Origin of the sequence: Thermococcus aciditolerans, from assembly GCF_008152015.1 — an archaeon.
Lineage (GTDB): Archaea > Methanobacteriota_B > Thermococci > Thermococcales > Thermococcaceae > Thermococcus > Thermococcus celericrescens.
The window spans coordinates 1,974,908-2,001,669 of the sequence record NZ_CP041932.1 but is presented as its reverse complement, the minus strand read 5'-3'; the positions used below and the strand labels follow the sequence as shown (position 1 = coordinate 2,001,669).

At 56.4% G+C, this 26,762-nt stretch carries 30 protein-coding genes and 1 pseudogene; 15 read left to right on the top strand and 16 right to left on the bottom strand.

Annotated features, from left to right (window positions below):
* Window positions 1-125: 125 nt before the first annotated feature.
* From FPV09_RS10930 to FPV09_RS10915, 4 genes are all read left to right on the top strand, one after another.
* Window positions 126-1,610 carry a sodium/proline symporter gene (locus FPV09_RS10930; protein ID WP_246112268.1) on the top strand — a complete coding sequence of 495 codons (1,485 nt, stop codon included), beginning with the start codon at window positions 126-128 and terminating at the stop codon, window positions 1,608-1,610.
* Window positions 1,611-1,744: 134 nt separating this feature from the next.
* Complete coding sequence (locus tag FPV09_RS10925) at window positions 1,745-3,124, top strand: acetate--CoA ligase family protein (protein WP_148883855.1); 1,380 nt, start codon at window positions 1,745-1,747, stop codon at window positions 3,122-3,124.
* An 11-nt stretch (window positions 3,125-3,135) separates the two neighbouring features.
* Window positions 3,136-5,082, top strand: a complete 1,947-nt coding sequence (iorA, locus tag FPV09_RS10920) for an indolepyruvate ferredoxin oxidoreductase subunit alpha (protein ID WP_148883427.1) — start codon at window positions 3,136-3,138, stop codon at window positions 5,080-5,082.
* Window positions 5,079-5,687 carry an indolepyruvate oxidoreductase subunit beta gene (locus tag FPV09_RS10915; RefSeq protein ID WP_148883426.1) on the top strand — a complete coding sequence of 203 codons (609 nt, stop codon included), beginning with the start codon at window positions 5,079-5,081 and terminating at the stop codon, window positions 5,685-5,687. Before iorA ends, FPV09_RS10915 begins: the two co-directional genes overlap by 4 nt.
* Before the next feature lie 214 nt (window positions 5,688-5,901).
* Here FPV09_RS10915 and FPV09_RS10910 read toward each other — a convergent pair whose 3' ends face one another.
* Window positions 5,902-6,474: a TATA-box-binding protein gene (locus FPV09_RS10910; protein ID WP_048152114.1), complete on the bottom strand. Its 573-nt coding sequence runs from the start codon at window positions 6,472-6,474 to the stop codon at window positions 5,902-5,904.
* Window positions 6,475-6,676: 202 nt separating this feature from the next.
* Here FPV09_RS10910 and FPV09_RS10905 point away from each other — a divergent pair, with 202 nt between their 5' ends.
* A complete protein-coding gene (locus tag FPV09_RS10905) occupies window positions 6,677-7,099 on the top strand; it encodes a DUF356 domain-containing protein (RefSeq protein WP_148883425.1) in 423 nt (140 codons plus the stop codon).
* A 1-nt stretch (window position 7,100) separates the two neighbouring features.
* Here the strand turns inward: FPV09_RS10905 and FPV09_RS10900 are convergent, their stop codons facing one another.
* Window positions 7,101-7,646, bottom strand: coding sequence for a multiprotein bridging factor aMBF1 (locus tag FPV09_RS10900; RefSeq protein ID WP_148883424.1), 546 nt, complete (start codon window positions 7,644-7,646; stop codon window positions 7,101-7,103).
* 70 nt (window positions 7,647-7,716) lie between these two features.
* Between FPV09_RS10900 and FPV09_RS10895 the strand changes: the two genes are divergently transcribed.
* The gene (locus FPV09_RS10895; RefSeq protein ID WP_148883423.1) at window positions 7,717-8,217 is read left to right on the top strand and encodes a GNAT family N-acetyltransferase; all 501 of its coding nucleotides are present in this window, start codon (window positions 7,717-7,719) and stop codon (window positions 8,215-8,217) included.
* 17 nt (window positions 8,218-8,234) lie between these two features.
* A complete protein-coding gene (locus FPV09_RS10890) occupies window positions 8,235-8,528 on the top strand; it encodes a hypothetical protein (protein ID WP_148883422.1) in 294 nt (97 codons plus the stop codon).
* 1 nt (window position 8,529) lies between these two features.
* On the opposite strand, the gene FPV09_RS10885 is transcribed toward FPV09_RS10890, so the two are convergent.
* The 7 genes from FPV09_RS10885 to FPV09_RS10855 form a co-directional block, all read right to left on the bottom strand.
* Window positions 8,530-9,384 carry a DMT family transporter gene (locus FPV09_RS10885; RefSeq protein ID WP_148883421.1) on the bottom strand — a complete coding sequence of 285 codons (855 nt, stop codon included), beginning with the start codon at window positions 9,382-9,384 and terminating at the stop codon, window positions 8,530-8,532.
* A gap of 63 nt (window positions 9,385-9,447) precedes the next feature.
* A complete protein-coding gene (locus tag FPV09_RS10880; RefSeq protein WP_148883420.1) occupies window positions 9,448-9,852 on the bottom strand; it encodes a Zn-ribbon domain-containing OB-fold protein in 405 nt (134 codons plus the stop codon).
* Between the two features lies 1 nt (window position 9,853).
* Entirely contained in the window at window positions 9,854-11,014 is a 1,161-nt protein-coding gene (locus FPV09_RS10875) for a thiolase domain-containing protein (RefSeq protein WP_148883419.1), read from the bottom strand.
* 10 nt (window positions 11,015-11,024) lie between these two features.
* Entirely contained in the window at window positions 11,025-12,077 is a 1,053-nt protein-coding gene (locus FPV09_RS10870; RefSeq protein WP_148883418.1) for a hydroxymethylglutaryl-CoA synthase, read from the bottom strand.
* 111 nt (window positions 12,078-12,188) lie between these two features.
* Entirely contained in the window at window positions 12,189-12,632 is a 444-nt protein-coding gene (locus FPV09_RS10865; protein ID WP_148883417.1) for a hypothetical protein, read from the bottom strand.
* Window positions 12,633-12,651: 19 nt separating this feature from the next.
* A complete protein-coding gene (locus FPV09_RS10860; protein ID WP_148883416.1) occupies window positions 12,652-13,332 on the bottom strand; it encodes a fibrillarin-like rRNA/tRNA 2'-O-methyltransferase in 681 nt (226 codons plus the stop codon).
* A gap of 5 nt (window positions 13,333-13,337) precedes the next feature.
* The gene (locus tag FPV09_RS10855) at window positions 13,338-14,615 is read right to left on the bottom strand and encodes a C/D box methylation guide ribonucleoprotein complex aNOP56 subunit (protein ID WP_148883854.1); all 1,278 of its coding nucleotides are present in this window, start codon (window positions 14,613-14,615) and stop codon (window positions 13,338-13,340) included.
* Between the two features lie 284 nt (window positions 14,616-14,899).
* Here FPV09_RS10855 and FPV09_RS10850 point away from each other — a divergent pair, with 284 nt between their 5' ends.
* Window positions 14,900-16,186 carry a cysteine peptidase family C39 domain-containing protein gene (locus FPV09_RS10850; protein ID WP_148883415.1) on the top strand — a complete coding sequence of 429 codons (1,287 nt, stop codon included), beginning with the start codon at window positions 14,900-14,902 and terminating at the stop codon, window positions 16,184-16,186.
* The gene (locus FPV09_RS10845) at window positions 16,186-17,028 is read left to right on the top strand and encodes a hypothetical protein (protein ID WP_148883414.1); all 843 of its coding nucleotides are present in this window, start codon (window positions 16,186-16,188) and stop codon (window positions 17,026-17,028) included. The genes FPV09_RS10850 and FPV09_RS10845 overlap by 1 nt, the downstream gene beginning before the upstream one ends.
* Before the next feature lie 59 nt (window positions 17,029-17,087).
* Here the strand turns inward: FPV09_RS10845 and FPV09_RS10840 are convergent, their stop codons facing one another.
* Complete coding sequence (locus FPV09_RS10840; RefSeq protein ID WP_139681838.1) at window positions 17,088-18,056, bottom strand: ribose 1,5-bisphosphate isomerase; 969 nt, start codon at window positions 18,054-18,056, stop codon at window positions 17,088-17,090.
* Between the two features lie 238 nt (window positions 18,057-18,294).
* Here FPV09_RS10840 and FPV09_RS10835 point away from each other — a divergent pair, with 238 nt between their 5' ends.
* Together FPV09_RS10835 and FPV09_RS10830 are read left to right on the top strand one after the other, a co-directional pair.
* Entirely contained in the window at window positions 18,295-19,551 is a 1,257-nt protein-coding gene (locus FPV09_RS10835; RefSeq protein ID WP_148883853.1) for an aminotransferase-like domain-containing protein, read from the top strand.
* 66 nt (window positions 19,552-19,617) lie between these two features.
* The gene (locus FPV09_RS10830; RefSeq protein ID WP_148883851.1) at window positions 19,618-20,505 is read left to right on the top strand and encodes a gamma-glutamyl-gamma-aminobutyrate hydrolase family protein; all 888 of its coding nucleotides are present in this window, start codon (window positions 19,618-19,620) and stop codon (window positions 20,503-20,505) included.
* Here the strand turns inward: FPV09_RS10830 and FPV09_RS10825 are convergent.
* A pseudogene (locus FPV09_RS10825) lies at window positions 20,432-21,273 on the bottom strand (radical SAM protein). The gene FPV09_RS10830 and the pseudogene FPV09_RS10825 overlap by 74 nt on opposite strands.
* Window positions 21,274-21,332: 59 nt before the next feature.
* Here FPV09_RS10825 and FPV09_RS10820 point away from each other — a divergent pair.
* The 4 genes from FPV09_RS10820 (at window position 21,333) to FPV09_RS10805 (ending at window position 23,787) form a co-directional block, all read left to right on the top strand.
* Entirely contained in the window at window positions 21,333-21,749 is a 417-nt protein-coding gene (locus tag FPV09_RS10820) for an OsmC family protein (protein ID WP_148883852.1), read from the top strand.
* A 40-nt stretch (window positions 21,750-21,789) separates the two neighbouring features.
* Window positions 21,790-22,431: a neutral amino acid NAAT transporter SnatA gene (snatA, locus tag FPV09_RS10815; protein ID WP_148883413.1), complete on the top strand. Its 642-nt coding sequence runs from the start codon at window positions 21,790-21,792 to the stop codon at window positions 22,429-22,431.
* Between the two features lie 171 nt (window positions 22,432-22,602).
* Entirely contained in the window at window positions 22,603-23,457 is an 855-nt protein-coding gene (locus FPV09_RS10810; RefSeq protein WP_148883412.1) for a hypothetical protein, read from the top strand.
* Between the two features lie 48 nt (window positions 23,458-23,505).
* Window positions 23,506-23,787: a family 4A encapsulin nanocompartment shell protein gene (locus FPV09_RS10805; RefSeq protein WP_148883411.1), complete on the top strand. Its 282-nt coding sequence runs from the start codon at window positions 23,506-23,508 to the stop codon at window positions 23,785-23,787.
* Here the strand turns inward: FPV09_RS10805 and FPV09_RS10800 are convergent.
* The 5 genes from FPV09_RS10800 to pfpI all read right to left on the bottom strand — a co-directional run bounded on the left by FPV09_RS10800 (window position 23,771) and on the right by pfpI (window position 26,696).
* Window positions 23,771-24,697 (bottom strand): triphosphoribosyl-dephospho-CoA synthase, encoded by a 927-nt coding sequence (locus FPV09_RS10800; protein ID WP_148883410.1) that lies wholly within the window; start codon window positions 24,695-24,697, stop codon window positions 23,771-23,773. The genes FPV09_RS10805 and FPV09_RS10800 overlap by 17 nt on opposite strands.
* On the bottom strand, window positions 24,698-24,925 hold the full coding sequence (locus FPV09_RS10795; RefSeq protein WP_148883409.1) for a hypothetical protein: 228 nt from the start codon (window positions 24,923-24,925) through the stop codon (window positions 24,698-24,700).
* 1 nt (window position 24,926) lies between these two features.
* Window positions 24,927-25,364, bottom strand: coding sequence for a PspC domain-containing protein (locus FPV09_RS10790; RefSeq protein ID WP_342781739.1), 438 nt, complete (start codon window positions 25,362-25,364; stop codon window positions 24,927-24,929).
* Window positions 25,365-25,398: 34 nt separating this feature from the next.
* Window positions 25,399-26,118: a DUF4097 family beta strand repeat-containing protein gene (locus FPV09_RS10785; RefSeq protein WP_148883407.1), complete on the bottom strand. Its 720-nt coding sequence runs from the start codon at window positions 26,116-26,118 to the stop codon at window positions 25,399-25,401.
* A gap of 77 nt (window positions 26,119-26,195) precedes the next feature.
* Window positions 26,196-26,696, bottom strand: coding sequence for a deglycase PfpI (gene pfpI / locus FPV09_RS10780; RefSeq protein WP_148883406.1), 501 nt, complete (start codon window positions 26,694-26,696; stop codon window positions 26,196-26,198).
* Window positions 26,697-26,762: the final 66 nt, after the last annotated feature.

The following is a 26,762-nucleotide window of genomic DNA, read 5'->3' as shown; positions in this document are numbered from 1 at the left end:
GCTGTAGGGTATGATAACGTAGGTAGTAACATGGATACAATGTAACGGAACGTGCTTTAATGAGGCATAAAAATACATTCCTGTACAAAAAAGAGCAAAGTTTATAAACATGAACAGTGTTGAATATGAGTGGTGATTCAATAGTGGAGGGCCAGACTCAAATACTGATTGTTCTGGTTCTGTACCTTTCGTTTTTGATAGGGTTCGGAGTTTATCAGGGAAGGAAGGCAAAGAGCGGCAAAGACTTCGCCATCGCGGGCAGGCAGCTTCCGGGCTGGATAGCGGCGCTCTCAGAGCGCGCCACAGGTGAATCCGCGTGGGCACTCTTGGGTCTCCCCGGTTTCGCCTATGCCGCCGGTCTCTCAGCGATATGGGTCGCGGTTGGATGTGTGGCCGGAATCATCGTGGCGTGGACTGTTTTCGCCGGACGGCTGAGGAGAGAGGCCGAGAAGTACGACGCGACTACCTTTATTGACTACATCGCCAGGCGCCACTCCGACGCCGAGAAGTGGATAAGAATCCTCGGCAGCGTTACTGTGGTGTTCTTCTTTTTCTTCTACGTCGGTGCCCAGTTCCTCGGCGGCGGTAAGACCCTTAACGCTCTATTCGGCGTTGATCCAAAGATCGGAATGCTGATAACCGCGGTGATAATCCTGCCCTACACCGTCCTCGGAGGCCTCAAGAGCGTCGCGTACACGGACACCGTCCAGGCGATAGTCATGATACTCACCCTCACCATAGCGCCAATAGTCGGCCTCATCTACATCGCCAACCACCCGGATGTTTTCGCCCACTCCGTTTCCAGCGCCCTAGAGATGTCCGGGCCCGAGTACTCCACAATCCTCGGCGGCCTCGTCGGCGGCGCCGCGTTCGTCTTTGTCATAGCCGAGTTCTCCTGGTTCTTCGGCTACCTCGGTGGAATGCCCCAGCTCAGCATCAGGTTCATGGCAATCAAGGACGAGAAGAACGCCAAACTCGCCAGGAACGTCGGCGTCAGCTGGACCATACTGGCCTACATCGGTGCCCTCCTCATAGGATGGATTGGAATAGCGATCTTCGGCCCGACCGGCCTCGAGGACCAGGAGGCCGTTATGCCCTCGGTCATGCTGAAGCTGTTCCCGCCATTCCTCGCGGCGATATTCATAACCGGCGCGATAGCGGCCATGCTCTCGACGGCTGACTCGCTGCTCATACTCTCCGCCACCGAGCTCTCGGAGAACCTGCTCAAGCCCTTCGTCTACAAGGAGGACTTCGACCCGAAGAGGAGCCTCAAGCTTTCGAGGATCACCACCGTCGCCCTGGGTGTCATAGCACTCGTTACCGCCTACCTCGTGCCCTCAAAGCTCATCTACACCATCGTCGGCTACACCTGGGCTGGAATAGGCGACACCTTCTCTGTGATAGTCATAATGACGCTGTTCTGGAAGAGGTTCCACGGAAGGGCCGTCCCGCCGACCATCGTAACGGGACTGCTGTTCACCATCTTCTGGATCAGCTCGGGGCTTGAGAAGGTCGTCTCGGCAAGGCTCATGACCTTCATCGTGACCGCTGTGGTTGCGGTGATAGCGACCTACACCCTGAAGCCCAAGGAGGCAGCCACCACCGCCTGAGTTTTGTTTTTATCCATTGATGTCCTTTTTAGCCCATCGGGGCTTTACTTTTCCTCTACCATGCCCATATTTACCTCGCTGTCCTTTTTAGGAAAGCTTATATAGAATTCCGCCGAGTTTAGGCCGGTGATGTGATGACGTTTGATTACTTCTTCAAGCCAAAGGCTATAGCGGTTATCGGAGCATCCAACGACCCGCTCAAGCTTGGCTATGAGGTCTTCAAGAACCTCAAGGATTACAAAGACGGCAAGGTTTATCCTGTGAACGTCAAGGACGAGGTCGTTCAGGGCGTCAAGGCTTACAAGAACGTGAAGGACATTCCGGACGAGGTTGACCTGGCCGTTGTCGTCGTTCCGAAGCGCTTCGTCAAGGGTACCATAGAGGACTGCGGAGAGAAGGGCGTCAAGGGAATAATCCTCATCACGGCGGGCTTCGGTGAGGTCGGCGAGGAGGGCAAGAGGGAGGAGCACGAGCTCGTTGAGATAGCCCACAAATACGGCATGCGCATAGTCGGCCCCAACTGCGTCGGTATAATGAATACCCACAACGCCATGAACGCCACCTTCGTGACCAACGCGAAGAAGGGCGACATAGCCTTCATAAGCCAGAGCGGCGCCCTCGGAGCGGGAATAATCTACAAGACGGTCAAAGAGGGAATAGGCTTCTCCAAGTTCGTCAGCATAGGCAACATGGCTGATGTGGACTTCGCCGAGTTCATGGAATACTTAGCGGACACCGAGGAGGACAAGGCAATCGCGCTTTACATCGAGGGTCTGAAGGACGGAAGGGCCTTCATGGAGATAGCCAAGCGCGCCACCAAGAAGAAGCCGGTCATAGTTCTCAAAGCTGGCAAGAGCGAGAGCGGAGCGAGAGCGGCATCTTCCCACACCGGTTCACTCGCCGGCTCGTACAAGATATACGAGGCGGCCTTCAAGCAGAGCGGAATAATCGTCGCGGACACGATAGACGACATGCTCAGCATGGCTCGCGCTTTCACCCAGCCCCTGCCGGAGGGAACCCGCGTCGCCATAATGACCAACGCCGGCGGACCGGGAGTTCTCACCGCGGACGAGATAGACAAGCGCGGGCTGAAGCTGGCCAACCTCGAAGAGGAGACCATCGAGGGACTTCGCTCGTTCCTTCCGCCGATGGCGGCAGTCAAGAACCCGGTCGACATGATAGCCTCCGCCAGGGGAGAGGACTACTACAAAACGGCAAAGCTTCTCCTCGAAGACCCCAACGTTGACATGCTCATAAGCATCTGTGTCGTTCCGACCTTCGCGGGCATGACGCCGACTGAGCACGCGGAGGGAGTCGTGAGGGCGGTTAAGGAGGTCAACAACGGCAAGCCGGTTCTCGGTCTGTTCATGGCAGGCTACGTGAGCGAGCCCGCGAAGGAGGTTCTCGAGAAGGCAGGCATTCCGAGCTACGAGAGGCCGGAGGACGCGGCCGCCGCGGCTTATGCCCTCGTGGAGTTTGCAAAGGCTAAGGGAGTTTTGAAGGAAGAGGAATGAGGTGATTTTGGATGGCGAAGGTTACCGACATGGTTTTGTGGGACAAGCCAGGGGAGAAGGTCATACTCCTCGGCAACCAGGCCATAGCCAGGGGTGCCCTCGAGGCCAACATAGCCGTTTTTGCGGCCTATCCCGGAACCCCGAGTTCAGAGCTTACCGACACAATGGCCATGGTCGCCAAGAAGGCCGGCGTCTATATGGAGTACTCCACCAACGAGAAGGTCGCCTTTGAAACTGCCCTTTCCGCGGCCTGGAGCGGCCTCAGGGCCATGACGGCCATGAAGCACGTTGGACTGAACGTCGCGGCCGACACCTTCATGAGCGCCGTCGGAATGGGCGTTGAGGGCGGATTCGTCATAATGGTCGCCGACGACCCGAGCATGTGGAGCAGCCAGAACGAGCAGGACACCAGGGTTTACGCGAAGTTCGCCAACGTTCCCGTTCTCGAACCCAGCGACCCGATGGAAGCCAAGGAAATGACGAAGTACTCCTTCGAGCTGAGCGAGAAGTTCAAGCACTTCGTCATCCTGAGGACGACCACCAGAACGTCGCACGCCAGGGGAGACATCGTCCTTGGGGAGCTGCCCGAGGAGATAAAGCAGGGCAAGAGGAAGTTCGGAAACTTCAAGAAGGACCCAAGCAGGTTCGTCGACATACCCGCCAACTCGAGGCGCTTCCACCCGCAGATACTCGAGAAGATAGAGAAGATCCGCGAGGAGCTCAACGAGTGCCCGTTCAACTGGATAGAGGGCGACGAGAGCGCCAAGGTCGGTATCATTGCTCCGGGACTGGCATATTCCTACGTGAAGGAGGCCCTTCACTGGCTCGGCGTCGAGAACGTAAAGATCCTCAAGCTCGGAACCCCGTTCCCGGTCCCGTACGGCCTGCTTGAGAAGTTCCTCGACGGTCTTGAGAAGGTTCTCATCGTTGAGGAGCTCGAGCCGGTCGTCGAGGAGCAGGTCAAGACCTGGGCCTACGACAAGGGCCTGAAAATCCCGATCCACGGAAAGGACCTCGTGCCGAGAGTTTACGAGATGACCACCAGGAGGGCCGTTGAGGCAATAGCAAAGTTCCTCGGCCTTGAGACCCCGGTGAACTTCGAGGAGCTCGATGAGAAGTACGAGAAGGTTAAGGGAATGGTTCCGCCGAGGCCGCCGAGCCTCTGTCCGGCGTGCCCGCACAGGAACACCTTCTACGCCATAAAGAAGGCCGCCACGCCGCGCGCCATATTCCCGAGCGACATAGGCTGTTACACCCTTGGTGTCCTCCCGCCGCTCAAGGCCGTTGACACGACAGTCGCGATGGGCGGTTCAATCGGAGTTGCCCACGGCCTCAGCATAGCCCTCAACGGAAGCGTCGCGGAGGACGAGCACAAGACAGGTAAGGAGAAGAAGGTCATCGTCGCCACTATAGGTGACTCGACGTTCTTCCACACCGGCCTTCCCGCCCTGGCCAACGCGATCTACAACCGCTCCAACGTCCTCATAGTCGTCGTTGACAACCTCGTCACGGCAATGACCGGTGACCAGCCGAACCCGGGAACCGGCGACACCCCGCACGGACCCGGCAAGCAGATAAAGATCGAGGAGGTCGCCAAGGCGCTCGGCGCCGACTTCGTCGAGGTCGTCGACCCGTACGACATCAAGGCGACCGTCGAGACCATGAAGAGGGCCCTCCAGGTCGAGGGAGTGAGCGTCGTCGTCACCAGGCGCGTCTGTGCCCTCCACAGGATAGGGGAGCTCAGGAGGGCCAGGATACAGTGGCCCATCTACCAGGTCAACGAGGAGAAGTGTACCGGCTGTAAGATATGTATCAACGCCTATGGCTGTCCGGCAATCTACTGGGACGCCGAGACCGGAAAGGCCAAGATAGACGAGCTCATGTGCTGGGGCTGCGGCGGATGTGCGCAGATCTGTCCGTTCGACGCCTTTGAGAAGGTCAGGGAGGGAGAGATATGAAGGAGTACAACATCGTTATCACCGGAGTTGGCGGCCAGGGAATCCTCACCGCCGCCAACCTTCTCGGCTGGGCCGCCCTCCGCGCCGGCCACAAGGTCAGGATGGGAGAGGTCCACGGAATGAGCCAGCGCTTTGGTTCGGTCATCGCCTACGTCCGCTTTGGGGAGGAGGTTTACGGCGCGATGGTTCCCGAGGGGAAGGCAGACGTCATCCTCTCCTTCGAGCCGGTCGAGGCGCTCCGCTACATCAACTACCTCAAGAAGGGCGGGCTGGTCTTCACGAACGCCAGGCCGATACCGCCGGTTCAGGTTTCGATGGGCCTGGCCAGCTATCCGAGCCTCGATGAAATAAAGAAGGTCGTCGAGGAGGACTTCCAGGCCAAGTTCATGGCCTTCGACGCCGAGGATCTCGCGGTCAAGGCCGGCCACGTGATAACGACCAACGTCGTCCTCATAGGCGCGCTGACCCAGACGCCCGGCTTCCCGCTCTCGGCGGAGCACGTCAAGGAGGTCATCCGCGTCAGCGTCCCGCCGAAGGCCGTTGACGTCAACATGAAGGCCTTCGACCTCGGTGTCCAGGCCGCAAAAGAGATGCTGGGGCTCTGATGCCCCTATTTTTAACTATTCTGAGTGCACTTTCCTGACAGCCCTTTTCGAACATCCGCCAAAACCCTTATAACTTACCCCGGGGTAAGCCAACATCCCCGACACACAGTGTTCCAGAAATGCAGAAGACCCAGAAACCAGGCGATCAACCAAAGTGTTTCCAAAATGGACCCGAAATGAGGGGGAGTAAAAGATTCCAAGGGACAAGAGGGTTTCACCACTCTTCCTCTTCCTCGATGAGGCCGTACTTCTCCAGCTCGCGGAGGAGCTTTCTAACGGCTTCCCATGCGTCGTGCTCACTCTTCGCTCCGGAGCAGACTATCTTTCCGGATGAGAAGAGCAGTATCACGGCCCTCGGCTCCTTAACGCGGTAGATAACGCCGGGGAACTGCTCGGGTTCGTACTCACAGTTTGGCAGACTGAGGGCAACGGCATCGAGGTTGAACTCCATACCGATGTCGCCACTGAAAACCATGTTCTGGATGTCTATCTGCGGGGCGCGGCCGAACTTGGCGCCTATCTTCTTGAGCATCTGGATGAGCTTGTTGACGGCGCGCTCTATGTCCTCAACGCTCTTGGCGCCGGTGACGACGAGCTTGCCGGAGCTGAATATAAGGAGCGCCACCTTGGGCTCCTCGAAGCGGCAGATGATGCCCGGGAACTCCTCGGGGTTGTACTTGGAGTTGGGGCAGATTTCAATGACCTTCTCAAGGTTGAGCTGGGTGAATAAGTCCACAGAAGCGACAATATTCTCAATCCTGAGCTTTACATTGCTCATGTCGACCAAGGCTTACACCTCCAGATGGTGGGTTTAAAAACCCTTTATAAATGAGGCGGGTTGAGTTTTTAAAGGTTTAGGTCACGATGGCCAGGGGAGCGGAGAAAATGCACACAAGTGTTCAGGCAGGAGTTAGAACTTTCTTAAGTGTCGGTAACTAAAAAGCAAGAAGGCTTAAAAGGTGTTAGGCAGAGCTGGGGGTGGTGAGACCATGAGAAACACGATGGTTTTAGTAAGGACCGACAACTTCCAGAAGGCCAGCATCGCTCTGGCTGACCTGGTGCGCTACGGAGGAATGCAGATACGCGGCGACCCGAGGATTATTCCCCCTGCCCTGTCAGACTGGGCCTTTGAGAAGATAAGCGGCGAGAGGCCAAGGAGACGCTTCAGGGCACACGTGATTGCCCAGATAGACCTCCCGCCGGCGAGGGCAATCGGGAGGCTTATGGACATACATCCACCTGCGCACGTTCTCGTGATTCCCCCCGATACCAAAGTCTGGGAAGAGCTAATGCGCCTCTGGGGAACTTTTAAGAAGCTCAAAGGCTTCCATCCTCCAAAGAGGACCCGGACGGAGGAGCTAAGGAAGAAGCGCGAGAAAGAGAGGGAGAACGAAGGATTGGAGGAACTCTGACTCACTTCTTCTTCCGCTTCTTGATCTTGATGTTGGCTATGTCGCCGAGCGTCGGCTCGTAGTCCCTCGGAATGCTCTTCTTCTCCAGAACCTCCTCCCCGGAGGTCTCGATGAGTTTTATCTTGAAGTACTTCTCCAGCTTTTTCGCTTCCTTTATCGTCGGCTCGCGGTGGCCGTGGGCGATGGCGCGGAGGTCGTTCATGGAGAGCCCAATCTCATGGGAGAGCTCCTCGTAGCTCTTCCCCGAGCGCTGTATCGCCTTGTAAACCCTCTCGGCGTAATCCTCAACTATCTCCTCCGTGTACAGCGGCCTCTCCGTCCTCGGCTTCGGAGCGGGCCTGGGCCGGGAGGCCGGCCTCGAGTACGTCCTTCTCACCGGCCGCCTTCCGGTGGGCATTATGCTGAAGGTTCCGGGCTTCTTTCCGCCGTATTTCTCATAACAGCGGTCGCAGACGAGAACTTCCGCCCCCTCGATCCTTATCCTGTGACCGGGACCGCTTATCGGCGCCCCACATACCTCACAGTACCTTGGCTTGGCCTTCCCCATCTCAATCACCTTCTTACTCCACTTAAGGCTGGGAGTCATGCTTTTTAAACCCCACGATGAGCTTATATCGATGGCGGAAGTGAAGATAGAGCGGCTCCCCAAGCTTGACCAGGAAACGCTGGAAAGGCTCATCGAGATATACATGAGGGGCTACGAGGGCATGCGGGAGTACGGCGGTGAAGGGGAGAGCTACGCGAAGCGCTACCTTCGATGGTGCTGGAACAAGGCGAAGGACGGCTTTTTCATCGCGAAGATCGGCGACGAGATAGCGGGCTTCATAGTCTGCGACGCGGACTGGTACAGCAAGTACGAGGGGAGAACCGTCGGGGCAGTCCACGAGTTCGTGCTCGACAAGAAGTTTCAGGGACACGGCATAGGCCACGTGCTCATGGAGAAGTGCCTGGAGTACCTGGGGAAGCACAACGACAGAATAGAGCTCTGGGTGGGCGAGAGAAACGAGAAGGCCATCAAGTTCTACGAGGACTACGGCTTCAGACGCGTCGGCCAGAGCGGCATATGGGTACGCATGGTGAAAGACCTGAAGAGAGAAGAGGGGAACGCTTCCGAATGAAGTGTGGAGGAGTGTGGATGCCCTGCATAAGCCCCCCAAGTCCCGAGAAGGTGGTGAAGTTGAAAGAGGAGAGTTTCATACGTGAGGGTAAAGGCAAGCTGAAGGTCGTCATAGAGAGTGAGGGCGAAAAGCTGGAAACGACCGTTAAAGGCTCTCTGAAGAGCGTTGAGGAAATAGCCGAGATGCTGGGCGTCGAGGCAAAGGACGGGAGGTTGGAGGCCACCGTTGATGGCGTCATGGTCAGAATGGAGCGCGGAAGGCTGGAGATGGAGTTCAAGAACGGGGACAGGCTGAGGATAGAAAGGGCATAACTCAGCCCGTCGAGATGAGGATTATCCCGACGCCCGTGAGGATTATAGCGTAGAAGAGCCTCCTCGTGAAGGGCTCCTTCAGGAAAAGCACAGCCAGAACCGCCGCGAGTATGGGGCTCGACTCGGCCGCGGGAGCGGCGATGCTGGAGCCCGCCTCTTTTATTGCCGTCGTGAAGAAGCAGTGGCCCAGGAAGGTTCCCAGGAACGCGACGAGGAAGACCGTCACCCAGTTCCTTGCCGCCATCCTCCTGACGTCCGGCAGTATCTTCGGCACAAAGACAACAGCACCAAGGGCCCCGAAGCCTATCCTGAGGCCCGCTATGACAAGAGGGTTGTTGCCCGTGACGAGCCAGTCTGTCATGACGACCGCGGCCGCCCAGAGAACCTGCGCGCCGGCGCTGAAGAGGACTCCCCGGGGGTCGAGCCTCCCCTCGCTCGACTCGCCCATGAGTATCGTCACCGCAAGGATTATCAGAAAGGCCCCGGCACCGATCTGGAGGGTCAGGGGCCTTCCAAGGAAGAGATGAGCCAGGAGCATCGTGAGTATCGGGTAGGGCGTCACGAGGAGGGCCGCCCTAGAGACGCCGAGTATCTTAATGGACTCGAAAAAAAGCCAGTCTCCGAGTGTGAAGCCGATCAGGGCCGAGGCAACGAGGACCAAAAAGCCCCGGGTTCCGAGGGGAGGAAGGCCGTAGATCGCCAGAACCACGAGGTACAGAGCCGCCCCCATGAAGAGCCTCAGAACGTTGAGGGAGAGCGAACTGATGCCCCGCATGGAGACCCTGGCGAGCAGCGAGCCAACAGCCCACAGAAGGGCCGCGGAGAGTGCAAAGACCACGCCAAGGATGACGCCCATGGTGGGGGATGGCGCACCGGAGCTAATAAGGGTAACGATTGAAAAAGGAGCAGAAAAAAGACCTCACTTCACCGGAGGCCTGAACTTGTAGCCGTAGAGGATTATTCCGTCCTCCTCGAACTCCCTTATCTTCTTGGTGACGACCTCGACCTCCATGCCGAAGTCTATCTCCTCCGGGTCGACGTCCGTCAGCTGGGTAAGGACGACGGGCCCCTCCTCGAGCTCCACGAGTGCCAGCGGGAAGGGCTTGTAGTACTCGAAGCCGCTGGGCGGGTTCCTGACGATGGTCCAGCTGAGGACCTTGCCCTTGCCGCTCAGCTCGATTTCCTCGATCTCCCTTGAGCCACAGACCGGGCAGACCGACCTCTTCGGGAAGTGCACGTGGCCGTTCTCGCACTTTCCACCTATGAGCATGTACTTCTCATGGAAGTGCCTCCAGTAGCGGGAAACCTGCATCGGGCGCGCCATTTCAGACCCTCCTAAAGACGTTGACCGTTATGTTCGAACCGGTTCCACCTATGTTCTGGGTCAGGCCGATTTCCGCATCGGGCACCTGGCTCGGCGCCTCGCCGCGGAGCTGAAGGACGGCCTCAACCGTCTGGTAAACGCCGGTGGCTCCGACCGGATGTCCCCTCGCCTTGAGACCTCCCATGGTCTGTATCGGATAGTCGGCGTCAATGGCTATCTGTCCCTCCTTGGCCAGCTTCGCTCCCTCTCCCTTCTTCGCGGCGCCGAGGGCTTCGAGGCTGAGCGCCGCCATGACGGTAAAGGCGTCGTGAACCTCGAAGAAGTCGATGTCCTTTGCCTCGACGCCCGCCATCCTGTAGGCCCTCTCGGCGGCCACTTTGGCGGCCTTGAGGCTGAGTAAATCCTCTCTGCTGGCGAGGCTTATGGTGTCTATGGCGCGCCCCATTCCGGCAACCTCGACCCACTTCTCCTTCGGAACGCCAAGCTCCTTGGCCTTCTCCGGTGTGGTAATTATAACCGATGCCGCACCATCGCTGACCGGTGAGGCGTCGAAGAGCTTGAGCGGGTCGGCAACGTAGGGGCTCTTGAGGACGGTCTCCACCTTAATGGGGCGCTTGAACATGGCGTAGGGGTTCTTGGCGCCGTTGGCGTGGGCGTTGACTGCGAAGAGCGCCAGATCCTCCTCGGTGTAGCCGTAGGTCTTCATGTAGTAGCGCATCACGAGCGCGTTTAGGGCTACAAAGCTCGCGCCGTGGAAGAGCTCCCACTCGGCATCCGCCGCGTAGGCGAGGTATCTGGTGGCGTCGCTCGGCCAGGCGTCGGTCATCTTCTCGACGCCGACGACGGCAACGACGTCCTCCAGGCCGCTGAGGACGGCCTTAACGCCCTCCTGAACCGCGGCACCGCCGCTGGCACAGGCGGCCTCGATTTTAACGGCTGGAATGTTTCCAAGTCCGGCCCAGTCGGCTATGAGCGCGCCGAGGTTTTCCTGCTCCACGAAGGGGCCGGAAACCATGTTTCCAACGTAGAGTGAGTCAACCCTGTCTATCCCGGCATCGTCCATCGCGTTGAGGAGCGCCTCAACGGCCAGGTCCCTCAATCCGAGCTTCCAGTGCTCACCAACAGGGGTCATACCGGCACCGATTATGACTGCCTTCCTCATCTCAACCACCTCACATGATGAACTTTCTCCTCGCCTTCGCGTAGAGGGCGTAGTCGATGTACTTCTTCCTGTTCACGTAGTCCATGGTCTTCGGAGCCAGCTCGCGCTTCTCCTCGATGGCGTCCTGAACGACTATGCTGAAGGCGTCGCTTCCAGCACCCGAGCCGAAGCTGACACACAGAATCCTGTCCCCGGGCTTGGCTATGTCAAGAACGGCAGAGACACCAACCATCGTGGCGCCGCTGTAGGTGTTTCCGATGATTCCGGTGAGCAGGCCGGGGAGAACCTTCTCCTTCGGAATGCCGAGGATTTTAGCAACGGTGAGCGGGAACTTGACGTTCGGCTGGTGGAAGACGGCGTAGTCGAAGTCGTCCACCGTGAGGTCGAGCTCCTCCATGAGGGTCTTAGCCGCGTTGACTATGTGGTGGAAGTAGGCCGGCTCGCCGGTGAACCTGTTTCCGTGCCTCGGGTAGTGCTCGTGCTGGCGCCTCCAGAAGTCCGGCGTGTCGGTAACGTATGAATAGCTGCCCTCGAAGTAGGCAACGGTCTCGCTGCTCTTCTCGCCGACTATGAAGGCCGCTCCACCGGCTCCCGCGGTGAACTCAAGGTGGTCGCCGGGCCTTCCCTGGGCGGTGTCCGCTCCAATGGCCATGGCGTAGTCGGCCATCTCGGAACCGACGAAGCCTATGGCGGTCTGCAGAGCCTCGGTTCCGGCCTTACAGGCGAACTCAAAATCGGCGGTGCTGACGTCGGGAGTTGCACCGATTGCCTCGGCTATGACCGTACCGGTGGGCTTGACCGCGTAGGGCTTGCTCTCGCTTCCGAACCAGACGGCCCTGATGAGCGCCGGCTCTATCCGGGCCCTCCTGAGTGCGTTTCTCGCGGCCTCAATTCCTATCGTGAGCGCGTCCTCGTCGAGACCGGGAACTGCCTTCTCCTGTATCGGGAAGCTGGAAACTCCCCAGACCCTTCCTATCTCTTCGGCCTTGATTCTATACATCGGGACGTAGGCACCGTAGCCGACGATGCCGACTTCGCGCCTTGGCTTCAGGAGCTTTTTCATGGGGCATCACCTACAAAAGCTGAACGTAACTTCGGCTAAGGTTCATGAGCGAGTTATAAAAGTCTTTCGGTGAAAGTAAAAGGTTTTTTCGACGATTAGCGATAGAAACGTTCATGACTTCACGGAGATAACTCCTCCAGTTCCCTCTCCAGTTCCCAGCATTTCCACGAGCTCCCCAACGTTCTTGAAGGCAAGAAAGTACCTCTTTCCCTCCTCACCGTCTATTAGGATTCCAGAGTCCGAGGTGGCATACGACTCGACGTAGCCGTAGGGGCCCTTGTAGAGACCGAGCCTGTACTTCCCGAACGAGAGGCCGTTGATCCTGACCTCCAGAACCTCCTTTGAAGAGGCCTCTCTGAAGTCCTTCACCGCTATCTCAAAGCGTTTCTTCCGGGTCTCTATCAGCACTTTTCTGTTCTCCCCACCCATTCTGACGGCAATCCTCATGGGGACGTATTCATCGAACTCCCTCTTTATCCTGAGGACCACAAAGAGGGTTATGAACAAAAAGGGCAGCAAAACGGGAAAGATGGGGGTAATCAAACCCCAATCCATTCCCTGCTCCCCCGAAGAATCACGGTTTCCTCACGACGAACAGCGCGTGGTCCTTCTCGTAGGGCTCGAGTGAAAGCCTCTCAACGACCTCGAAGTACTCGGAGAGCTCCCTCTCGACCTCCTTGAAGACCTGCTCGGGCTCCTTCGTGACGTCGATGCTCCTGCTCTTGACGCTTATCATGGCGTAGCCGCCGCTCTTCAGGAAGACCCTGGCGTTGTCTATGAGGATTTTCGCCTGCGTCGGCTGGGCGACGTCCTCGAAGATAACGTCAACCTTCGGCACGAGTGCGCGGTAGCCCTCCGGCTTGGTGGCGTCGCCGAGTATCGGGACGAGGTTCCTGCGCTCCTCCACAAGGGGCACCAGCTCCCTCAGGACGCGCGGGGAGAACTCAACGCCGAATACCTTACCCTCCCAGCCAACAACGTCGCTGACGTGGCTGGCGGTGGTTCCGCTCGCGACTCCGAGGTAGAGAACCTTTGAGCCTGGCTTTATCGGGAAGTTCTCGAGACCGTTCAGTATGGCCGCACCGAGCTTCGACCTGCTCGGATTCCATATCCTGTACTCCTCACCCTCGGACTTTATCAGCCTCTCGCCGTAGACCTTCTGGCCCGGAACGAGGTTCTTGGTGGCTATCCTCTCGCTCCCGTCCTCATCAACGAAGACGTAAACACCGGGGAACTTGTGCTTCTTAATCCTCATCTACCTCACCTCTTGCCGCCCTTCTTATTTTTCTTTCCACCTTTCTCGCTCTTCTTACCCTTTCCGGCCTTTTCCTTCTTCTTGCCGCCGAAGCCCTTGCCCTTCTTCTCCTTGCCCTTGAACTTCTTCTTTTTCTTCTTCTTTTCCGGCTTGGCCTTCCTCTTGGGCGGGTTCGGGTACTTCTGCTTTATCTCCTGGATGCGCTGCTCTATCTCCTGCTTCAGCTCCTCGGCTATGTACTCGCCGGAGAAGTAGTCAACGCGCGCCGCTATGGCGAGCTTTCCTGCCAAAGCTCTCGCGATCTTACCCCTCTGCCACCACGGCGAGCGGTTTATAGCTGGATACTGGAAGATGACGCCGTGCTTTGGAGGTTTAGCACCGCTCCTCAGGTGCCTGAAGAGGGCCTTCTCAGCACCGAGGACCTGTATCGTCGAGGCGGGCATTATGGCGAGCTCCTTGAGACCTCCCGCGAGGCTCATAAGGCGGGCGGCGAGCTTGGCGCCGACTAAAGCTTTCAGGTTCGGTGCGACCTCGTCCATGGCCGTCTCCAGGTAGTCCTCTATCTCCTTCCTGAGCTTGTAGAGGTCGTTTATCTCGCTGGCCAGCTTCATTATGATGTCGCTGTCGAACTTGCCGAGCGGAGCACCCATTGACGTTTCCGCAGCCTTCAGTATCTTCTCCACCTTGGAATCCGGGAAACCAAGGCTCCTGAGCCTCTCCTCGCTGACGTTGTCCCTCGAGCCAACGGTCTTGACGAACGCCACGTACTGCTCGTGCCTCGGGAGTATCTCATCGAGCTCGGGGAAGTGCAGACCGTACCACTCCCTCAGCCTGGAGACGAGAAGGTTGGTGACCTTGTCTATGTCGTCAAGGGCCTCGATGGCCTGGATTATCATCTTGTCCCTTGCCCCGCTCTGCTCCTGTATGCGGAGCCTGGTCAGGGCAACGCCAACCCCGAAGTACTCGTCGAACCAGTTCTCGCCGAGGAACTCCTCCGGGCTTGAGCGGAGCTTCTCTCCGGCGATGTTCGGGAACTCGGCGGTTGCGTTGTAGCCGAGCTCCTTCAGCGCCCTTCCCAGCTCAGAGTCTTCCACCACAAACTCGTCGTAGCCCCTCTCCCTAAGCTCGTCGAGGAAAGAAACCAGCTCGTCGCTTGGCTCGCCCCTCAAAAGCCTGTCGAGGATCCCCTCCGGCCTTCCGGAGAAGACCTTCTGATCAATGAGATTACCGCTCTCGTCAAAGGCATAGATGCCCCTGACGTTCTCAGCCACGTAAGCTTTCATTATCATCACCCTCTCGGTTTTTGTTTCCGAAGTATAAAAGGGTTAGGCGTTTTAAACCCTTGCGTGTATTCGTTTTGCATCAACTTCCGTGGAGACCCCTGGCAGTCAATGAGCATTGTTAGCTTGAGAGTTTTAAGAACCCCGTGTAGGGGTGTTGTATAAAATTGTATGTGGTTCGCCATAATATAACTTGGTTTGGCCGGATTTTCACTTTTAGTGATAGAAAGGGTTAAATAATCCAACGGCATATTTTGTAATGCAATCTCTCATTGGAGGTGCAAGTTGTGAAATGGAAACCCCCACTAGCGTTACTCTTGGGAATCCTCCTATTGGGGGGAATCGTGACGGCGGCACCAGTTGACAAGCCAGAAGCAGTACCTCTAGCGACAGTCAAAGCACTGGCAGTCAGGGAACTTCACAAGTTCCCGGAGTTCAACGGGGCAGTCCCAACCAATCCAACACCCCTCTACTTCCCCGACGGTAGATTAGCAGCTTACGAATTCAGAATGGTCAAGAATGAAAAAACCATAGGCTACATCATAGTATCAGCCAACAGGAACCTACCACCGGCAATCCTAGAGGCAGGCTTTGGCGAGAAGACCCCAAGCGACCTGATGAAAGAACTCGCCACAAGAAAAGGAGTGAAAACCTACCGCTTCGCATACTTCAGCGGACTGAACTACGGCCTCTTAGCCGGAGACAAGGTTGTGGACATGAAAGGCAAAGAATACAAAAAACCAGAAAAATACGAACTTCCTCCAGAGGCCAAAGTAAATAAAAACCAAGACGAATGGAGGTCAACAGAATCCACACTATTCACAATTACAAAAACGGGATATCCAATTATCCCACTAGCAACCATAACGTCCGAGAAGATAATCTATGACGTCCCTGCGTGGACCGAAACGGATCTTGGTAATGGATCCTGGCAATATCCATCTAACGTAGGACCAACAATAGACCCATGGGCTAAATGGGACGGTTGTGCTCCCATTGCAGGTTCTATGGTAATAGGGTATTACGAATCCCAATATCGCACTGACTGGTATAGAGAAGCTCTCATAGATATTCTCCATAAGACAATGGGAACTTCAGATTCAGGTTCAACAGATGATAGGGACGATGTTGTAAGAGGCATGGAAAACTTTTATTGGGAAGCGTCTGAATTGTACCACCTAGGAGTTATCCAAAACCACCCAATATATGGATACGACGCAGAGGGAACATCAGGGTCTTTTAACTGGTTGTTTAGTGTAATTAAAAGTGAAGTAGATAACAACAAACCCGGATTGCTTGGTACTGTAGAGGGGATATTTTGTCCCATTATTGGGTCCCAGGAATGCATAAAAACAACTGGGGGACATGTAACAACGTTTGTCGGATATCGTACGTACAGCGATGGAAAGAAGTACATTTATGTTCACACCACCTGGAAAGATGATCCAAAAGCGTGGATACTTTTTGATGTCGGGAACATGGTCTCTGCATGGGTAGTCACCATAACTCCGATACAAATGTGCGATTCAGGAGAAGAGTGCCCAACTCCGCAATCAGTACCGGAGGTGCCTTAATGAGATCTAAACTCTTGGTTCTTTTCTCTACTGGATTCCTCGTCATCTTGTTGCTTTTTTATTTTGCAAGGGAGGAACGGGGTCAAAAAAGCTGTCTTCTGGAGAAGTCAGAGACAAAAATCGAGTGTCCGGCGGTTCACGTTATGTTCGCGGACGAAGGAATGGACGTCGTAGAGTACCACCAGAACGGAACGGCCGTGCATTTCGCAGAGATGTACCTGAGGGGAATGGTGATAAACGAAACCCCACCCCAGGGAGGCCCTCAGATATTCACCGAGGAGAGCAACTGGACCGAGGAATTGGGTATTAAACCCCCATGTGTGCTCCAGGGACAGAGCGGGCTTGTCGAGCTTATGGAACCGGGATACGTACTCCTGTGGCCCGTACTCAACCATGTGGACTGCAACGGACCGCGTGAAGTGACCCCACAGGAACTAAAAAGCTCCCCGGCCCCCGCCGGCAAAGTTTATCTCGCATACTATGTTGTCCCAACCAAAGAAGGGGAATTTAGAGTTTACAAGTCGATAGCGTGGGGCGGCCCTGTGAAGTTCGAAGACGTTAAAGTGGGGTGCACATGTTCAATTGAAACACTAATGGCCAAGGTCGATGATGCCGTAAAGTCAGCAGGATTTGTACACGTCTCTTTGTGGGATATATCTGGTGGCAATGAGCATCTCATGCCTTTAGGGGCAACAATGTATCGCAGAGGCGACGATTACCTCTACGTGGAATTCGCCAAAGTCAAGGGCATGGATTTGGTGAGGGTTCTCATGCTAATGGGCGACGAGAAAACCGTGAAAGCCTACGCGGAAGCCTTCACCGCGGGAAGCATCGAGGGTTAAGGCCTTTTCATTTTTCACGGTCGAAAGGGCAGAGAATAAAGGGGACAATGAGAAAACACTCAGTCCTCCCAGGGCTCGGTGTACTTGAGGGCCCAGCCGAACTCCTCCTTGAGTATGTCTATCGCCGCGCTCGGCGGGATTATCCCGCGCTCGGTTATGATGACGTCCACGTACTCAGGCGGCGTGACGTCGAAGGCCGGATTCCAGACCTCGATGTTCTCCGGCCAGGTCTTGAGCTCCTCCTCGGGAATGACCTCGGTCGGGTCGCGCATCTCTATCTCGACCAGCTGGCCGAGCATCGTCTCGGGGTGGAACTTGTAGGTTTCCGCGGCAATCATCGTCCAGACCCTGTGCTCCTTGGCGGTGAGCGCTATCAAAGCCGTTCCAATCTTGTTTATCACCGCGCCGTTCACCGTTATGCTGTCCGCGCCCATAACCACCTTGTCGGTCATCTTCATGTAGTGTCTCGCGGCACTGTCAACGACGTAGATTACCGGGATACCGTAACTCGCCAGCTCCTTGGCGGTGAGCTTGCCCTGCCACTTCGGCCTCGTCTCGGTGACGATGACCTTTATGTCCTTGCCCTGCTCCCAGGCGGTCTTCATGACGCTTATGGCAGCCTTGCTGTGGCAGTGGGTCATTATGACGTCCCCGTCCTCTATGCGCTTCGCTCCCATCTCGCCTATCCTCTCAAGGGCCTTCTCGGAGTTGTGAATGAACTCCTTCGCGGCGTTTATGACGATGAACTTGAGCTGTTCAAGGTCCGCCCCGCCGGCGTACGCCACTTTCCCGCGGTGCATGACGTAACGGAGCGCGTTGGGGAGTGAGACGGCGGTGGGCCTCGTCTCATAGAGAAGCTTGGCGGCCTTCTTCATCTCGTCCCAGAACGCATCAACGTCCGTCGCTCCGCTCTTCTCAGCCTGAATCTGAAGGGCGTAGGCCGCGTATCGCCCTATCTTGCCCGCACCCCTTATCCTCATATCCCTGATCTCCTGGGCAATCTCGAGCACTTCATTCACCACAGGCATTTCCATCCCCCCTTGCTGGTAACCCTATATTATGTCGGGAGGGTTTATAGAGCTTTTTATGTTCATCGATGAAGATTTTAGTTCCTTGATGTAAGGAAAAATACTAGGATGGTATCCTTTACATTTGTAAATGGGCCTAACGACCATTGCAGAAAGATTTATAACCAATCGCCGCCATCGTTAAGTGTATAGAATTGGTGACGTGCTCAAAAGTGTGCATTTAATGGGGGGAACGGAAGTGGAGGAAAAACTCATGCGCAAGCTGGGTTCAGGTTCACTGGACTTTGAAACGTACTTCTCTGACAAGGCCAAATCTATGAAGGCATCCGAGATCAGGGAGCTCCTCAAGCTCGTCGAGAGCTCGGACGTTATCTCCCTCGCCGGGGGACTCCCCGCCCCGGAGACCTTCCCGGTTGAGAAGATCAAGGAGATAGCCCAGGACGTTCTCACCCACCACGCCGACAAAGCTTTGCAGTACGGTACCACCAAGGGCTTCACCCCGCTCCGCCTTACCCTCGCGGACTGGATGGAGAAGCGCTACGGCATTCCAACCAGCAAGGTTGAGATAATGATGGTCGCCGGCAGCCAGCAGGCCCTCGACCTCATCGGAAGGACGTTCATCAACCCCGGAGACATGGTCGTCGTCGAGGGACCGACCTACCTCGCAGCACTCAATGCGTTCAAGTATTACGACCCCGAGTTCATCAGCATCCCGATGGACGACAGCGGAATGATGGTCGATCTCCTCGAGGAGAAGCTCAGAAAGCTCAACGCCGAGGGCAAGAAGATCAAATTCGTTTATACGGTCTCAACTTTCCAGAACCCGATGGGCGTCACCATGAGCCTCGACAGGAGGAAGAGGCTCATCGAGCTCGCGAGGGAATACGACTTCCTCATCGTTGAGGACAGCCCCTACGCGGAGCTTCGCTACTCCGGAGAGCCCATCCCGCCGATCAAGCACTTCGACGACGAGGGAAGGGTCCTCTACCTCGGAACGTTCTCAAAGATACTCGCGCCAGGATTCAGGCTCGGATGGATAGCCGCCCACCCGCACTTCATAAGAAAGATGGAGATAGCCAAACAGGCCGTTGACCTCTGCGCCAATACGCTCGCGCAGCTCATCGCCTGGAAGTACGTTGAGGAGGGCTACCTCGACGAGCAGATACCGAAGATAATCGAGTTCTACAAGCCGCGCAGGGACGCGATGCTCGAGGCCCTCGAGGAGTACATGCCCGAGGGTGTCAGGTGGACCAAGCCCGAGGGAGGAATGTTCATCTGGGTCACCCTCCCGGAGGGCATCGACACCAAGCTCATGATGGAGAAAGCCGTCTCCAAGGGCGTCGCCTACGTTCCCGGTGAGGCGTTCTTCGCCCACCGTGACGTCAAGAACACGATGCGCCTGAACTTCACCTACGTGCCCGAGGAGAAGATACGCGAGGGCGTCAAGAGGCTCGCCGAGGTCATAGAGGAAGAAATGAAGGCCCTCAAGGGCTGACCACTCTTCTTTTCCTTCCGCAAAGCTTTTTATCCCCTTCTTAGAACTGCAGTTAAGGTGATAGTCATGAAACCGCTGATCGGTATAATTGGTCAGATTGACCACTCGAGGAACAGACTGTTTCTGGACAAAACTCACATCGAGAAGATCGCGGCGGCCGGCGGAATCCCCGCGGTTTTCAACACCGCCGCCTCACCGGACGAGGTTCTGGAGCACGTCGATGGCATACTCCTCATAGAGGGGCCCGACGTTCACCCCCACTTCTACGGGGAGGACCCCTCCAGTGCCATCAAGTACGTCGATGTTGACAGGGACGAGTTTGAGATAAGCCTCGTGAAAAAGGCCGTTGAGAGGGGTGTTCCAATACTCGGTATCTGCAGGGGCATGCAGGTCATAAACGTGGCCCTGGGCGGAACCCTCTACCAGGACCTCAACGAGATACCCAAGGCAATAAAGCACGACTGGGAGCTCAAACTCATAGGGCCAAGCCAGCGCGTCCACGGGGTCAGGATAAAGATGAGCTCAAAGCTCTACGGGATACTCAAGGACGAGCTGGACATAGAGGGCACCAACGAGGTCTATCTCCGGGTGAACAGCTTCCACCACCAGGCCGTCAAGAGGGTGGGCGAAGGAATCCGGCCGGTTGCGTACGCAGTCGATGGGCTGATCGAGGCAATAGAGGGCGCCGAGGATGCAGAGGGCTTCATCATGGGGGTCCAGTGGCAGCCCGAATACCTTCCGGAGATGGAGAGACTGTACGAGGCCTTCGTAAGGGCCGCGGCCGAGTACCGGGCGAAGAGGCTCGAGCTTGAGAGAGTCGAGATAGAGGCGGAGCTCAAGGAAAAGCTCGGGAAGGCGGAAATCGAAGAAGCCCCATCCATTACGGAGGAACAAGGTGAGAGCCATCGCAGCTCGGAAACGACCGATAACCCTCCCGACACGACCCAAACGTGATTCCCCTTTCCAGAATCTTTCTCTCCGCTTCCCTTAGGATCTCAACCCTCAGCTCGCGAGGCAGGTAGTGGTATCCCCCAATCTTCTCCCCCTCTCGTAGAGGGGCCAGAGCCTCTCCATCAGCTCCGGAAACTTAGCGAACATCCTCCCCTTTGAATCTGGCCTCAGCTTGAGGGTCGAGACCGTGATATGGCTCACGAAGCTCAGGGCGTCGAGCGTCTCCTCGAAGTCCTCCCAGGTGTAGAACGGTATTATGGGGTCAATGCGGGCGTAAACTGGAATACCAGCATCCTTGGCCCTCTCAAGCGCCCGGATTCTCGCCCTTGGGGAGGGAGCATTCGGCTCCAGCAGCTTCGCCTTCCTTTTATCCACCGTGGTCACCGTTATCCCGACGGCACACTTAAGCTCGCTCAGAACGTCCAGGTCGCGCTCAAAGACCTCCGACTTCGTGAGGAGCAGGCAGCGGACGTCGTAGCGTTTGAAGAGCTTGAGAACGCTCCGGGTTATGCCCAGCTCACGCTCAATCGTCGGATACGGGTCCGAGGAGTAGGAGAGCGCTATTATGTAGCGCCGGTCAAAACGCCTCAGCTCACGCTCCAGTTTTGGAAGAAGCCCATCCTTTGTCCGCACGCGGAAGGCGTTGGGGATGTAGCCCGTTATGTAACAGTAAACGCACGCGTGGTCGCAGCCGGTATAGACGTTCAGCGTGTACTTGAAGGGGCAGGTGCAGAGCTTCGCCTTCCAGGGGTCAAAGGGACGTATGTACATCACCTCAAGTTTCAGAAACCCCTTTAAAGGCCTTGCCCGAGGTGGAACCGGTGATGCTCATGACCGAACCTGTGAGGGGAAAGGTTGAGTGGTTCAAGGACTATCAGTTCATCGGCAGGGTGGAGAGCGACAAATGCTCCGTCATACTTGGGGAGGGCGGGATAAGCCCCATGAAGCTCCTCCTTCTGAGTGTTGCCGGCTGCACCGCCTACGACGTCGTCATGATTCTCCAGAAGATGCGCGAGCCGATCGAAGGGCTGGAGGTCGAGATCAGCGGCGAGAGGAGGGAGGAGCACCCGAAGATATACCGGAAAATTCACCTCCACTACAGGATATATGGCGACGTGAAGGAGGAGAAGGCCAGGCGCGCGATAGAGCTGAGCCAGGACAAATACTGCTCGGCCTCTGCCCAAGTTAAACTGAGCGGTGCTGAGGTCACGTACTCCTTCGAGATTATCCGCGGGGGGAAGGATTAACTTTTTAACCCCCTCTTCTCCGGCCCGGAAGGGTGGTAGCTTGCTCGAGTACCTGAAGTACTTCGTCATACTCTACGGCGGCCTGTTCGCGATAACGAATCCGGTCGGAGCGGTTCCAGTCTTCCTCGGGGTCACCCACGACCTTTCCTGGAGCCAGAGAAGGGAGATAGCACAGAAAACCGCCACCACCGTCATCGTGACCCTCATCGTCTTCGCCCTCATAGGGGAGTGGATATTCAAGTTCTTCGGCTCGAGCATCGATGCCTTCGCCATAGCGGGCGGCATACTGCTCTTCAAAATGGCGATGGACATGCTCTCGGGCCGGCTCTCGACGGTCAAGATAAGCAAAGAGGAGACGGAAGAGTTCAGCGAGGAAGTGGTTACGCTGGAGGAGGTTGCCATAATCCCGCTCGCCATACCCCTAATCTCCGGCCCGGGTGCGATAACAACCGTGATGCTCTACATGGCCAAAAGCACTTCCGTTCCGGAAAAGGCGACGGTGGTGGCGAGCATTCTCGCGATAGGCCTGACCGTCTGGCTTGTACTCTGCTCGTCCAACAGGATACAGGAGAGGCTCGGCAGGGTGGGAATAAAGGTCATGACGAGAATGATGGGTCTGATACTGACCTCGATGGCCGTTCAGATGATAATCAACGGCATCAAGGGGGCGTTCGGGCTTTAACGTTTCACGATTTTATTGTTTGAGACCTAAATTTTTATAACTTGATTTTGGCCAGGTTTTCACTTTTAACGGTAGAAAAGGTTAAATAATCCAGTGGCATATTTTGTAATGCAATTCCCACTTGGGACATGCCAAGTTACGCATGTCCATTATCAATCGGAGGCGATGTGATTGAAAGGTAGCAGGTGGGCGTTCCTCCTTTTGTTTTTGATACTCGCCCTGGCCGTGGTGGCGTGGAAGCTACCTCAGGACGAAAGCTCCAATCCAAATTATCACTGCTCGCTCACGAGCCAGGTAAAGTACGTTCCCGGAACACCAGGGGCAGATGTTGAAAGGTACCTGGAAAACGGTTCAATCCTGATATTCTCCGAAATGCCCGGAGTATGGCCCGCCGAGGGAAACGGGACGATGAGAATAGCCCCCTGGGCAACGGAAATGGGAATCTCCCCCCCGTGTGCAATACAGAAAAGCGAGGTCCTGGTAACGCTCAACGGCAGGGGAAGCACCTGGCACGTTGGAATGCTGAAGTGGAAGTGCGAAAACTCCAGTGAACCAAAGTGTGGAATCATATCCCAAAGCTCCCACCGGGACAGCGTGCCGGCGGGAGAAGTCAGAATGGCCTACTACCTCATCCCAACGGGCGAAGGAAGATGGTTCCTCCGAGACTACCCGTTATGCGGCAACGAGACCGACTTCGAAAAGGTCTGTGGCTACCCGCCTGTACCCAAGTGGTTCAACGGAACGTGCAACTGCAGCCTGGAGAACGTGATAAGGGCAACCGAGGGAAAAATACGGGACGCGGGCTTTCGGGAGGCTTCGGAGGTAGAACCCCCTGAGGGAGACATTCTGCTGGGCCTCTACTCCAGGCTCTACCGCAGGGGTGATGAGTACCTGTACGTGGAGTTCGCCGAGGTAAGGGGAATGAACCTGGCAAGGGTTCTTATGATAATGGGCGACGAGGAAGTCGTGAAGGCCTACGCGAAAGCGTTCACCGCCGTCGAGGAGAACGGTTCCGGTGAAAGTTAGAACCGGCACATTTTTAGTCCCTCACGACAACTTTTTCCGGTGTAAGCCATGAGAGGCGACCTGATCCGTGTTCTCAGCTCCGTTGAGGAGAAGGCAAACGAGCTGAAGCTCGACGGATACGAGCCAGACGTGGTCCTTCTAGGAAAAGAGGCCTACGAGTTCATAAAGGCGCAGATAAACGAGGAGTTCGGCGACGAGGAGGAGGTTTTCGAGCTCTCCGGTCTAAAGATACGCATGCTCGACGAACTCGGCGGCGACGCCGTCGTCATTGACAGCAAGGCGCTGGGCCTCGGTCTGGGCGGGGCGAAGCGCTTCAAGGTCGTCCTATAACTCCCCAGACCCTTCCGTTTCTCAATTCTATCCTCAACCCCCTGAGAACGAGCAGGCTGAGCGATACTGCCATGATGTCCGCCAGGCTGCCCGGGTTTCTCAGGTCGCCCCTCTCGCGCATAAAGGCATCGAACTCCTCAACGCTGAGTTCCCCGGCGAGAACCTTCCCGGCGTTCTCCCGAACGAGCTTCGCCTCCTCCGGGCCGGCCTTTCTGACTATTAGCGTGTCGATGTTTGTTGCGAGAAGCTCAACGAAGGCTCTTACAACGGCGTCCTCCAGCGGAAGCTCTTTTATCAGCTCGTAGAGCCTTCCGAAGGTGGAGTAGCTCAGCTCGTATTCCTTGAGCCACTCGCAGAATATCAGCTCGCGTTCGCAGCTTATCTCGGCGAGCCTGGCGAGGTTGATCCCGTCCTGGAAAAGCTCCCTGAAGGAATCGTCGGAATAGACGTCGTATTTGACGCCGCTGGGGATTCCCTTGGGGTTGGCGATCCTTATCGCCCGGTAGAACTCCATCGTGTCCCTGACGGTTGATTCCTCTATCAGAAACCTCGCCTTTTCCCGCGCATCCAGCATGTTCCTCCCCATCGTCATTCCCATGATGAGGGGAAGCGAGAGGGCCACGACCCCGAAGTTGGGGTTGGCGTCCTGGGCCTCGCGCGATGCCTGAACCGCCCGCTTTATCAGCTCGCCGAGTCCCGCTTCCCGGGGCTCAAGGATGCCCTTCCTCAGAAGCTCCGCCGTCTTCACGGCCTCGTAGTAAACCCCTGTGACGGCTGTGTCGGCGAAGAGGAAGTGGTAGAAGGTAAGGTCGTCGAAGTCCCTGAGGCGGCTCACGTTGCCCGGTTTTGGAACGGCCGCCTCAAGGAGGGGGCCGAGGGTGAAGGCGCGGATTATTCTCCACCTCTCCATTCAGACCACCAGGTAGAGGAGCAGATAGAGTAGGTACAGGAGCAGCACAAGCTTGCGGGCGGTTCTCCTGGTCAGAGCGTAGAGTCCGAAGGCTATAAGCGTGATTCCCCAGAAGGCGTCCTTTATGTACGGCGCGTACGGCCTGAGCCAGTCCAGGAAAGCGGGCTGAAACTCCCTTAGGAGTAAAAGGAGACCGAGGAAAACGAGAATCCAGCCAAAGGTTCTCATCTCAATCACCCCCCAGGAGCAGAATGATTCCTATAACCAGGAATGCAACAGCCAAGAGCGTCCGGAAGTCAAGGGCCGGCAGGAAGAACGGCATGAACGGCCCCGCCAGCAGTATTGCACCCAGTAATATCAGCAGGAGGGCTATTGCCTTGGAGTTTTCGTTGCCCGAGAACACCTCCCCCAGCCTTTCTCCTGTCTCGTCTATCAGGTCGTCGATTCTCTCGGAGAAGGATTCTTCCGTGTCCGTTTCCTCCTCGGGTATCACGAGAGCCGCAAGGAAGTAGAGCAGCGTCATAGCTGCCGGATTGAACACCAGGAGAACCACGAATATCAGCCTTACAAGGGTGGGGTCAACGTTGAGATGCTCGGCTATTCCACCGAGGACACCTAGAAGGATCCTGTCTTCCCTAGAGCGCGTAAGTTCCTTCGCCATGGTCATCACCAGAGGAATGAAAAATCAGGGGCTTAAAAAGTCACCTCTTTATCTCCACATCCCCAACAACGTCCGTCACAATCACCACAACGGTGCCGTTCTTTCCTGCGGCGGTGTTCGTTACGTCCCCAACGATGTCCTTGGCCGTTAGCGCCGCACCAAAGCCCTCCGGAACGGCTATCTTAACGTCCCCGACGACGTCGCTTATCGTCGCCCCTTCCGCGACGTTGAGATACACATCGCCCACGATGTCCGAGAGGTGGTAATCGTTCCGGGAAGTGCCCCTAACCTCACCCACAACGTCCGTAACGTCCACTCCGGTGGACTCAGCAGCCACGAGAACGTCCCCGACGACGTTATCAATTCTCAGGCCAAGCAGTTTTTCCGGCACCTCCACTACCACGGTACCGTTCCGGTAATCGTTGCAGACGTTTCTGTGGCTGATACCTACCTTTTTCGTTGGACAATAAACAGTCAGAACACCGTTCTCAAGGCTGACGTTTATCGGCAGGTTGCTCTTAACAGTGATTTTGCTCACGTTGGCGCCGACGATCGAGACGTCGCCGACCACATCTCTGACCTCCAGCGCGGGGGCATTGAACTCCCCAAACTCAACGACCTTTCCCGCCACTTTCTTCGGGGTTATCCCGTCTATGCTGATGTCTCCCCTGATGGCCAAGACGGTGAGAACCGCACCGATCAGGAGAACCGCGAGGGCCACGCCGAGCACTACACCCAGGGCACCACCTTTTCGCCTCATGCATCACACCAATGAAAATATCCTCATTTTCCGTATAAAGCTTACGCCCGGCAAGAGTCACAAAGAAAAGTTGAAGGTCAGCGAAGGAGCTTAACAAACTCCCTCATCCAGGCGTAGAGGTCGCCGGGGTGCCTCGAGCTAACCCAGTTGCCGTCAACGACTACCTCCTCGTTCACCCACTCGGCTCCGGCGTTCCTCACGTCGTCCCTGATGGTTATCGTGCTCGTTCCCTTCCTGCCCCTCAGTACGCCGGCTGAGATGAGTATCTGCGGGCCGTGGCAGATGCTGGCGACCGGTTTACCAGCCTCGAACATCTTCCTGGTTATCTCAACTGCCTTCTCGTTGAGCCGGACTATCTCAGGCGCCTTTCCCCCGGGCAGGACGAGGGCGTCGAACTCGTCCGGATCGACCTCCTCAAATGTCAGCTGAACCTCGACGGAATAGCCGTGCTTGCCGGTTATCTTGCCCCTCTCGAAGCTCGCCACATAGACCTCGTGTCCCTCCTCCTTGAGCCTGTGAAGGGGGTATATAAGCTCAAGATCCTCGAAGCCGTCGGCGCTCAGAAACAGCACCCTCATTCAGAACACCTCCATCCAAACGCTTAGAGGGAAATAGAAAGGGGATATTTATAATCCTTTCTGGAC